General features: G+C 45.7%; 9 protein-coding genes. 8 read left to right on the forward strand and 1 reads right to left on the reverse strand.

The window, feature by feature from the left end; all coding sequences use genetic code 11:
- The first annotated feature begins 61 nt into the window (after positions 1-61).
- From V5G28_RS35420 to surE, 6 genes are all read left to right on the forward strand, one after another.
- Positions 62-2,320 carry a heavy metal translocating P-type ATPase gene (locus V5G28_RS35420; RefSeq protein WP_332997258.1) on the forward strand — a complete coding sequence of 753 codons (2,259 nt, stop codon included), beginning with the start codon at positions 62-64 and terminating at the stop codon, positions 2,318-2,320.
- 71 nt (positions 2,321-2,391) lie between these two features.
- Complete coding sequence (locus V5G28_RS35425) at positions 2,392-2,700, forward strand: DUF5132 domain-containing protein (protein WP_332997260.1); 309 nt, start codon at positions 2,392-2,394, stop codon at positions 2,698-2,700.
- Positions 2,701-2,818: 118 nt separating this feature from the next.
- The gene (locus V5G28_RS35430) at positions 2,819-3,400 is read left to right on the forward strand and encodes an HMA2 domain-containing protein (RefSeq protein ID WP_332997262.1); all 582 of its coding nucleotides are present in this window, start codon (positions 2,819-2,821) and stop codon (positions 3,398-3,400) included.
- Complete coding sequence (locus V5G28_RS35435) at positions 3,387-3,623, forward strand: hypothetical protein (protein ID WP_332997264.1); 237 nt, start codon at positions 3,387-3,389, stop codon at positions 3,621-3,623. The genes V5G28_RS35430 and V5G28_RS35435 overlap by 14 nt, the downstream gene beginning before the upstream one ends.
- A gap of 42 nt (positions 3,624-3,665) precedes the next feature.
- Positions 3,666-3,863 (forward strand): hypothetical protein, encoded by a 198-nt coding sequence (locus V5G28_RS35440; protein WP_332997267.1) that lies wholly within the window; start codon positions 3,666-3,668, stop codon positions 3,861-3,863.
- Between the two features lie 386 nt (positions 3,864-4,249).
- Positions 4,250-5,212 (forward strand): 5'/3'-nucleotidase SurE, encoded by a 963-nt coding sequence (gene surE, locus V5G28_RS35445; RefSeq protein WP_332997268.1) that lies wholly within the window; start codon positions 4,250-4,252, stop codon positions 5,210-5,212.
- Between the two features lie 198 nt (positions 5,213-5,410).
- Here surE and V5G28_RS35450 read toward each other — a convergent pair whose 3' ends face one another.
- On the reverse strand, positions 5,411-6,232 hold the full coding sequence (locus tag V5G28_RS35450) for an SDR family NAD(P)-dependent oxidoreductase (protein WP_332997270.1): 822 nt from the start codon (positions 6,230-6,232) through the stop codon (positions 5,411-5,413).
- Positions 6,233-6,860: 628 nt separating this feature from the next.
- Between V5G28_RS35450 and dhaK the strand changes: the two genes are divergently transcribed.
- Entirely contained in the window at positions 6,861-7,934 is a 1,074-nt protein-coding gene (gene dhaK / locus V5G28_RS35455; RefSeq protein ID WP_332997272.1) for a dihydroxyacetone kinase subunit DhaK, read from the forward strand.
- A 3-nt stretch (positions 7,935-7,937) separates the two neighbouring features.
- Positions 7,938-8,573: a dihydroxyacetone kinase subunit DhaL gene (dhaL, locus tag V5G28_RS35460; RefSeq protein ID WP_332997274.1), complete on the forward strand. Its 636-nt coding sequence runs from the start codon at positions 7,938-7,940 to the stop codon at positions 8,571-8,573.
- The last annotated feature ends 367 nt before the right edge of the window (positions 8,574-8,940 follow it).

The following is an 8,940-nucleotide window of genomic DNA, read 5'->3' on the forward strand; positions in this document are numbered from 1 at the left end:
TGCACAGCAGGCTTGAAAAATTCAATTTGAACAATTTTTGTATGAGAGAGAACAAAAAGAAATGGCAGAAGTTAGTGTGCAAATACCGCCCTCCCGAGGTTATGTTTCCGAAGTCGCTGTAGCAGCAAAAAATGGGAAGGCTTCTTTAGTTGAGAGGAATGGACACTCGCAGGTTCAGTCTCCCAAAGTTCCATACAGCGTTGTGCATGCGATCGCCGGAAGGATGAGGTTGCGCGTACCTCGTCTGCGTTCTGATACGGACTATGCACAGCGCCTGGAAATGTTGTTGGAAGCTGATTCGCTTGTGACAAGTGTCCGGATCAAGCCAGCGGCGGCGTCAGTGACAGTCACTTATCAACCCAACAAAGTTTCAGATGCTAAGATCCGGTCGCATCTGAGCTATTTGATCCAAGCAGCTAGTGAAGTTATTGTTCTCAAACAATCCAAGCCACAAGCTGCGTCTGATGAAGAAGAAAAATCTTGGCCTGGGATGCAACTTTCGGCTATAGCTACGGCTTTAGCTGTATTGGGTGGACCGCTGGGATTTACTATTCCGCCTGTTATGGTGGCGGGAAGTATCGCCCTTGCTACATTGCCGGTTGTCAAACGAGCTTGGGAGGGGATCTGGGTTGACCGCAAACTGAATATTGACTTTCTGGATTTTATGGCGATCGCCATTACCACAGTCCAAGGTCAATTTCTCACGCCTGCACTGATGCTGAGTTTAATTGAAGTTGGGGAGAACATACGCGATCGCACAGCTCGTTCTTCGGCTAAGCAAACTCTGGATCTGCTGAGTTCCCTCGGACAGTTCGTCTGGGTTGAGCGTGACGGTGAAAAGGTGCAAATTCCCATTCAAGATGTGCAGCGAGGGGATACGGTGATTGTTTACCCTGGCGAACAAGTGCCAGTTGACGGTACTATCTTGCGGGGTAAAGCCCTATTGGATGAGCAGAAACTCACCGGTGAGTCGATGCCCGTCTTGAAGAAAAAGGGACAAACCGTTTATGCCTCAACTCTCATGCGTGAGGGACGAATTTATATTTTGGCGGAACGGATAGGTAACGACACCTGTGCTGGACAGAGCATTAAGTTAATGCAAGAAGCTCCTGTCCACGATACCCGCATGGAAAACTATGCCTTGAACATTGCTCAAAAAGCAGTTGTGCCAACATTGCTACTGGGTGGGGCAGTATTTGCCGTAACTCGCAACCCAGCACGGGCAGCCAGCGTCTTGACCCTAGACTTTGCCACTGGAATTCGTGTATCAGTTCCAACAACGGTTTTGGCAGCACTAACTTATGCAGCACGGCGCGGTGTTCTCATTCGTAGCGGACGCGCCTTAGAAAAACTGGCAGAAGTTGACACCATAGTGTTTGATAAGACAGGCACACTGACTCAAGGTGAAGCGGCTGTTGTTGGTGTCGAAAGTCTTAATCCGGCAACATCAACGACGCGAGTGCTGGAACTGGCTGCTGCTGCCGAACAGCGTCTAACTCACCCAGTGGCAGAGGCAATTGTGCGCTACGCCCAAACGCAGGGAATCGAAGTTCTGCCCCGTAGCAAGTGGGACTATCAACTTGGTCTGGGCGTGAAAGCAGAAATTGATGGGGAGACTGTTTACGTAGGCAGCGAGCGCTATCTGCGTACTGAAGGCATTGAGATGGATCTCAATGGGCACCAAAAGCAAGCAACTTCAATGATTTATGTTGCTAGTAATGGTCAACTTCAAGGTAGAATAGAGTACAGTGACATACTGCGTCCAGAAAGTCGAGAAGTTATCACAGCGCTGTTGACAGTCGAAGGTGTGGAAGTCCACATGCTGACTGGAGATAACAAGCGGACTGCTAGTGCTGTTGCTGCTCAATTAGGAATTCATCCGACGCATACCCACGCAGAAGCTTTTCCTGAGCAGAAAGCCACGGTTGTCCGCGATCTGCACGAACAAGGCAAGACAGTTGCATTCGTTGGCGATGGGATCAACGATTCGCCAGCCTTAGCTTATGCTGATGTTTCCGTTTCCTTCGCCAACGGTTCTGAAATTGCCCGCGAAACTGCGGACGTAGTGCTGATGCAGAACGACTTGCATGGTCTGTTGGAGGCAATTGAAATTGCCCGTAAAGCCAGGCAGTTGATTCGGCAAAACACGAGTCTGATCGCTGTTCCTAACATAGGGGCATTAGTAGTAGCAGTTTTGTTTGGTCTCAACCCCCTAGCAGCAACAGTCGTTAACAATGGTTCGACAGTCGTTGCAGGAGTTAATGGTTTGCGCCCAATTCTCAAAAGCCGCAAGCAAAAAACTCTACCATCAGTAGGATGAGATAGCTGTCCTAACGATAGTACGATTGTAGACTTTCTAAAATTTTTCAATTCATCAGGAGGAAAATGGTCATGGGATTTAAAATTACTGACTTTGTTGAAGACGCTGGCGCACCCGGTATTATAGCCGGTATTGGAGCAGTACTCTTAGCACCGGTCGTGATTCCGGTTGTCGCTGGGATTGGTAAACCAATAACCAAGTCATTGATTAAAGGCGGACTTGCTCTCTATGAAAAAAGCAAGGGAGCCGCTGCAGAACTTGGCGAAAGTTGGGAGGACATTGTAGCTGAAGCCAGAGCAGAACTGGCTGAAGGAAGACAGCTACCAGCAGTTGATGTTGCAAGTACCTCTGCTGACAATGTTTCTGATAACGGTGTGTAATTTCCAGTCATTTCTTGTTCCCTGGTTCAGCCAGGGAACATCCAAGGAAATTCGTAATTCGTCATGATTTTTCTACTCAATGACAAATTACGAATTCCTAAATTAGGAGGGTAGTTAAATGTTAAAAAATGGTTATATGAATCTTACCCAGATGCCAAAAATTATTGATGAAAATTCTATAAAAACTGCACTTAAACCTATATCTACGCGGGTTGTCAGTTCTACCCCAGGACGCTTGCGTTTGCGAGTTGCACCGTCGCATCGTCAATCTGGGGAAATGCAACGGATTGCCAATGCGCTACAAGCAAATGCACATATTAATCAGGTGCGGACTAACATCCAGAATGGCAGCATTGTTATAAATCACGATGGTGAAAATGGCAGTCTTGACAATGTTTTCGCCTCGCTGCGGGATTTAGGCATTATTTTCGGTGATATCGCATTAGGAAAGTCCCAAGCAGCAGCAGGAGTCTCCAATGCAGTTGTGGATTTGAACAAGCAAGTCCAACAAGCGACAAGTAATGTTGTTGATTTGCGCGTTCTTTTTCCTTTAGGACTGGGTATCTTTTCGATTCGGCAGTTACTTGTTAGGGGATTGCAATTGGAAACGATTCCTTGGTATGTGTTGGCTTGGTATGCTTTTGATAGTTTTATTAAGCTGCACGGCACGAGTCAAACACAATCAAGTGGTAAACAGTAAAGAGCATGACTCCTCTGCTGTAGAAAAAGCAATCTTAGAAAGCTTTAATCGTCAATCTCTACTCTCCAACGATGATTTAGGTTGGAGTGGCATCCGCTTCCAGTTCATTGATCGCAGAAGCGCAAGTGCATTGCCACACGAGATTATCTTTCCAGAGAATGCGATTCATATAGCGGTTCTCTCTTCATTGCAATACAGCCGGAACCCCACGCCTAACCCTTAAGCGCAGGTGTTAGGGGGACTTTGGCCCAAGCGACTCATTGGGGTGGGATCAAAGCGTACTGCATCAAAACGAGAAGCGCTATATTTATCAGATACGCCGTCTGGGTACGTCGTTGAAGCGCGAATTAATGGACGGTTGCAAAAAAGCTCCCTTGTCACGGGGCATAGTCTCATCATTCCACGCGGTACAGCTTATTGGCAATCAGATAACTACAAAAGCAAAGGCATTACCTTAGCTTGAACCAAAAGAAGCCTAACACCATACACTCCGTGTTGGTGTTGGGATGAATTTTGGGGCAATGACGAAAGCATCTTATTTAGCAAGCCCCCGATCCCTGAACTTATGGGCATTTGGCAGGAAGTCTGGATGACGCAAGCTGGTTCCCACCAGCTATGGATCTTTACACAGCCAGTGCCCAGCACGTGGGATTATATGAACCCAGATCTACCCAAGTTCGCCAAGATGCCACCGATGCAGCAAGGTCACGTATCATAATGCCTGCTTTTCTTGTTCCTTAATCTATCACAGATAGTTTTTAATGACGCTTTAACAAGGGTTTAATGCATTTCCCCTAAAGTTCGACAAAGAGTAATGTTTTTACTGAAAAGGCTAAGGGGAGGTCATCGTTGAAGTTTCTTAAATCTAGTTCTGCCAAAATGCTTGCTAGCTTAACAACGACTTGTATGGTCTTTTTGTTACAAGCAAAAGCACAGGCACTCAAAATCATGGTTGTCAATGATGATGGTTACCAAGCAGAGGGAATTACAGTTTTATTTGATACCCTACAAGCGGCAGGACACGAAGTCACGATAGTTGCCCCAAAACAAGACCAAAGTGGTACCGGTACATCAATTAATGCGGCTCGCATTCTCCAACCAACTGAAGTTGTTAATTATGATACTAATCGTTGGTATGTAGATGCAACTCCAACAGTCACAACGTGGGCTGGCTTGGATTACATTCTTAAAGAGAGTAAACCTGATTTGGTCATTTCCGGAATTAACCAAGGTGAAAACGTTGGATTGTTTGCTGTTTCTTCTGGAACAGTGAGTGCAGCAGTAGCAGCTCTAAATCGTGGTGTTCCAGCGATCGCAATTAGCGCTGGGATCAATCAAACAGAGAGTGCTGCTGGTTATCCCAGCACTCGTCAAGCGTATAAAACGGGAGCAAATTTTCTCGTCGCGCTTATTAAAGAACTAGAAGCAAAGAAAAAGCCAAATTCAACAATATTACCAGCAGGTCTTGGCTTAAATATCAATATTCCCGTGCGATTCCCATCAGGTATATCTGGAATTCAGGGAGTAGCTTTGACCCGCTTTGATAGCATCACACCTTTCGATCTAGCCTTCGGGGAACTACCCACAGGCGCTGGAGTTGGTTTGACGTTTCAGCCTGTGAGTCTACCACTAAATACAACTCCCAGCCGAGACTCAGAAGGAGGTCAATTCCTTTCTGGCTTTATTACAGTCACCCCAATTGATGGTGACTGGAGTAGTTTAACCTACAAAGACTGGGCAAAACTACGTCAGCAGATTCCTGGTTTGTTTAACTCAAGCCCAAGACTTATTTCTATTCCTGGGGTTCCATAAATTGGTGGGAGTCGCGAATAAGGGACTTCCAGGAAATAAAAGATACAGATTATAAAAATGATAATCATAAGGAGGGGAGAGAAACGGGGACGCGGAGATATTTTTGAATGAATTTTCCCCGTGTCCGTGTGTCCCCGCATCGGCTTATCTTAGTGCCATTCGGAGCCTTGAGTTAGACTCCCCTATTTGCAATAGCCTTTAACGTGAGGTTGCCCTCGCGTGTCTGAGTCGTTGGTAACGTGGTTGTCTTTGCGACATCGGAGCCGCCATCAGTAAAACCTTTTCCAACAGCCAAGGAGCAATGCGATTGCACCACACGGCTAAATGACTTTGCCATCCTATCAAGATTTCTGGTGAATCCCTTGCTAACCCGGTAACAAGTGCTTGAGCCACTTTCTGGGCAGTCACGGGTACTACCCACCTAAACCACTGTAACTCTCGCACCATATCAGTGTCGGTCAGGGATGGCAGCAAAGCTATGACTCGGATATTGTGTGCAGCCAGTTCGCCGCGTAAGGCTTGGGTGAACCCTACAATCGCAAACTTGGTGGCGCTATAAGTTGCCATTGTTGGCGCTGCCACCTTGCCCATCAAGCTGGAAACATTCACGATAGTCCCTGAGCCTTGTACCACCATGCGTCGGGCAACGAGGCGAGTCATGGTGTACATTCCGATTAAATTAACGGATATCTCTGCCTCGACATTTGACAGTCGAGAGTTTAAGAAGGGCGCTTGGTGGGCAACTCCAGCGCAGTTAACGAGCAGATCTATTGGTCCGTGATCTCGCCAAGCTTGGGCGATCGCAATATTCACTTCTACAACTTCAGATAAATCCAAAGCCAAGGTGATGACTTCTACACCAAGGATCTGTATTTCCGTGGCGACTTCAGCTAATCGAACACTATCCCGTGCCACCAACAACAGCCGTTTGATTCCTTGTCTTGCTAATTCGATGGCGATCGCTCTTCCAATACCACGTGAGGCTCCAGTAACAAGAGCCGTTTTTCCTTGAATATCCATAGTTAAAACCTCCAGAGTTGAAATCTCATCGTGCCAGTCCGTCAATGCCAAGTTGAAGGATTTTGTAACTCACTTGCATCCTTGGCGTGGAGTGAGATGAAAGAGATTCGTGATTGGGGTATGAATTGAACTAAACCGTTCGTAGTCAGAAATTTATGAGAAATCTTGCTTGTCTTACCGCATGCTTGTAGACAAACTTTGGGTATGTATTTAGTCAGACTTCAGAAAGATTTGAGTTGGACTGGCAATACGTAACAATGAAGTAAGTAAGCAACTGTCTAAACTCATCCTCAGCGTAAAAGGAGCAATAAAGATATTTCAAGAGCCGTCTTGCTGGAAAATTGGTGTAAAGCAGTCGGAGAAATATCTTTGCTGATAATTCAAAGAATCAGTGAATCAGTGAAAAGCCTAGATTTACGTAGAGCATGGATAACACCTCTTTTAGATACAAGTATCTACCAGAACCAACTGTACTTTGCATACACTAGCAAGGGGATCAACTACCTGCAATGTTTATTAACAATATTTCTTAAGTTTTACTTAACTTTACACATCTCTCAGAAACAAGAAAGCAGCAAGGTGCTTTATCCTTGGTTTTAGGAACCTCTTAATAAAAAGTGACTTGGCTATGAAAAAACTTATTAATAAATCAGAAGACTTTATTGGCGAAAGTTTACAAGGTATGGCTGCGGCTCATGCCGATTTAATCAAAGTCAACTATGACCCTGCCTTTGTCTATCGAGCCGATGCACCCGTACAAGGAAAAGTAGCAATTATTTCTGGTGGTGGTAGCGGTCATGAACCGATGCACGCAGGCTTTGTGGGGATGGGAATGCTAGATGCTGCTTGTCCTGGAGAGGTTTTCACTTCTCCTACCCCTGACCAAATGCTGGAAGCTGCAAAGAGAGTTGATGGGGGTGCTGGTATCCTTTATATCGTCAAGAACTACAGCGGCGATATCATGAACTTTGAGATGGCAACAGAGTTAGCACGTAGTGAAGGTATCCGGGTACTAAGTATTTTGATTGATGACGATGTAGCGGTGAAGGACAGCTTGTATACACAAGGACGCCGGGGTGTGGGAACAACAGTGCTAGCAGAAAAAATCTGTGGTGCTGCGGCACAGCAAGGGTATGATTTGCAGCGAATAGCAGATTTGTGCCGTCGGGTGAATTTGAATGGACGTAGCTTGGGGATCGCACTGACTTCCTGTACAGTACCCGCCAAAGGAACGCCTACCTTTGAACTCGGAAACCAGGAAATAGAAATGGGGATCGGTATCCACGGTGAACCAGGACGCGATCGCATGACTCTCAAATCAGCAGACGAGATCACTGAGATGCTGGCGCTATCAATTATTGAAGATGCGCCCTACACTCGTACAGTGCGGGAGTGGGATGAAGAAAAAGGTGAATGGGTGGATGTGGAATTGATTGATCCCGCTTTTGAAAAGGGGGATAAGCTGCTGGCTTTCGTCAACAGCATGGGTGGGACTCCTATTTCTGAACTTTATATTGTTTACCGTAAACTGGCTGAAATCTGCGAACAGAAGGGATTGCAAATTGTGCGAAACTTGATTGGTCCTTACATCACTTCTTTGGATATGCAAGGTTGTTCAATTACCCTGTTAAAGTTGGATGATGAGATGATTCGGTTATGGGATGCACCTGTAAAGACACCAAGTCTGCGGTGGGGAGTTTGAGAGATGGTGACAAAACAGCAGATATTGCAATGGTTGCAAACATTTGCAACCGAGATAGAGCAGAATAAAGACTATTTGACAGAATTAGATGCGGCGATCGGTGATGCTGACCACGGGATCAATATGGATCGCGGCTTCAAAAAGGCGATCGCTCAGTTACCAACTGTTGCAGATAAGGATATTGGCAGCATTTTGAAAGCAGTCAGTATGACTTTAATTTCCTCAATAGGCGGTGCGAGTGGTCCTCTGTATGGCACTTTGTTTCTGCGAGCAAGTACAGCCGTAGCTGGTAAACAGGAACTGAATGAGCAGGATATGCTAGGGCTACTCCAAGCTGGGTTAGATGGTGTGCTTGGGCGTGGCAAAGCACAACTTGGCGACAAGACGATGCTTGATGCGCTATCTCCTGCTGTCACAGCTTTTGGGCAGGCTGTAGGTGAGGGAAACAGTACATTGGAAGCGATGCAACGAGCTGTAGCAGCAGGTGAACAGGGGATGAAGGATACTACGCTGATGCTTGCTAAAAAAGGACGGGCTAGTTATTTAGGAGAACGCAGCGTGGGACATCAAGATCCAGGGGCAACTTCTTCTTATTTAATGTTGAAGAGTTTGTTGACAGTGTTGGAAAGTTTTAGTTGAACCAAAAGACTTCAGCCTGATTTCTATTTCTCCTCAACCTAGAGTGATAAAAGATACTTATTGACATAGATAAAAAGCTGTGGGATATTTCTATTAAAATACGGTAAATTGATAAATTTACAGTACTAAAAAAGTTCCTTAGTTAAAGGCTTTCAGAAAGTGAGAAGCTAATTTAACCAAAATGTGGAGAAGTTTAAAACTTCGCTTGTTGCAACAGGCGCGAAGCTATACATGTTTGAGGCTGTGCGGCGGGTTTTGTTGTGCTTAGCAATCTGTCTGATTCAGTCAAGCAAGTTTATTTTCGGTGTCTATTTAAGGTGAAATGCTCTTGAAAACTATCTTTGCAAACGCGATCGCGTACTCGAAG

The organism is Scytonema sp. PRP1, from assembly GCF_036697665.2.
In the GTDB taxonomy this organism is placed as follows: domain Bacteria; phylum Cyanobacteriota; class Cyanobacteriia; order Cyanobacteriales; family Nostocaceae; genus Kalymmatonema; species Kalymmatonema gypsitolerans.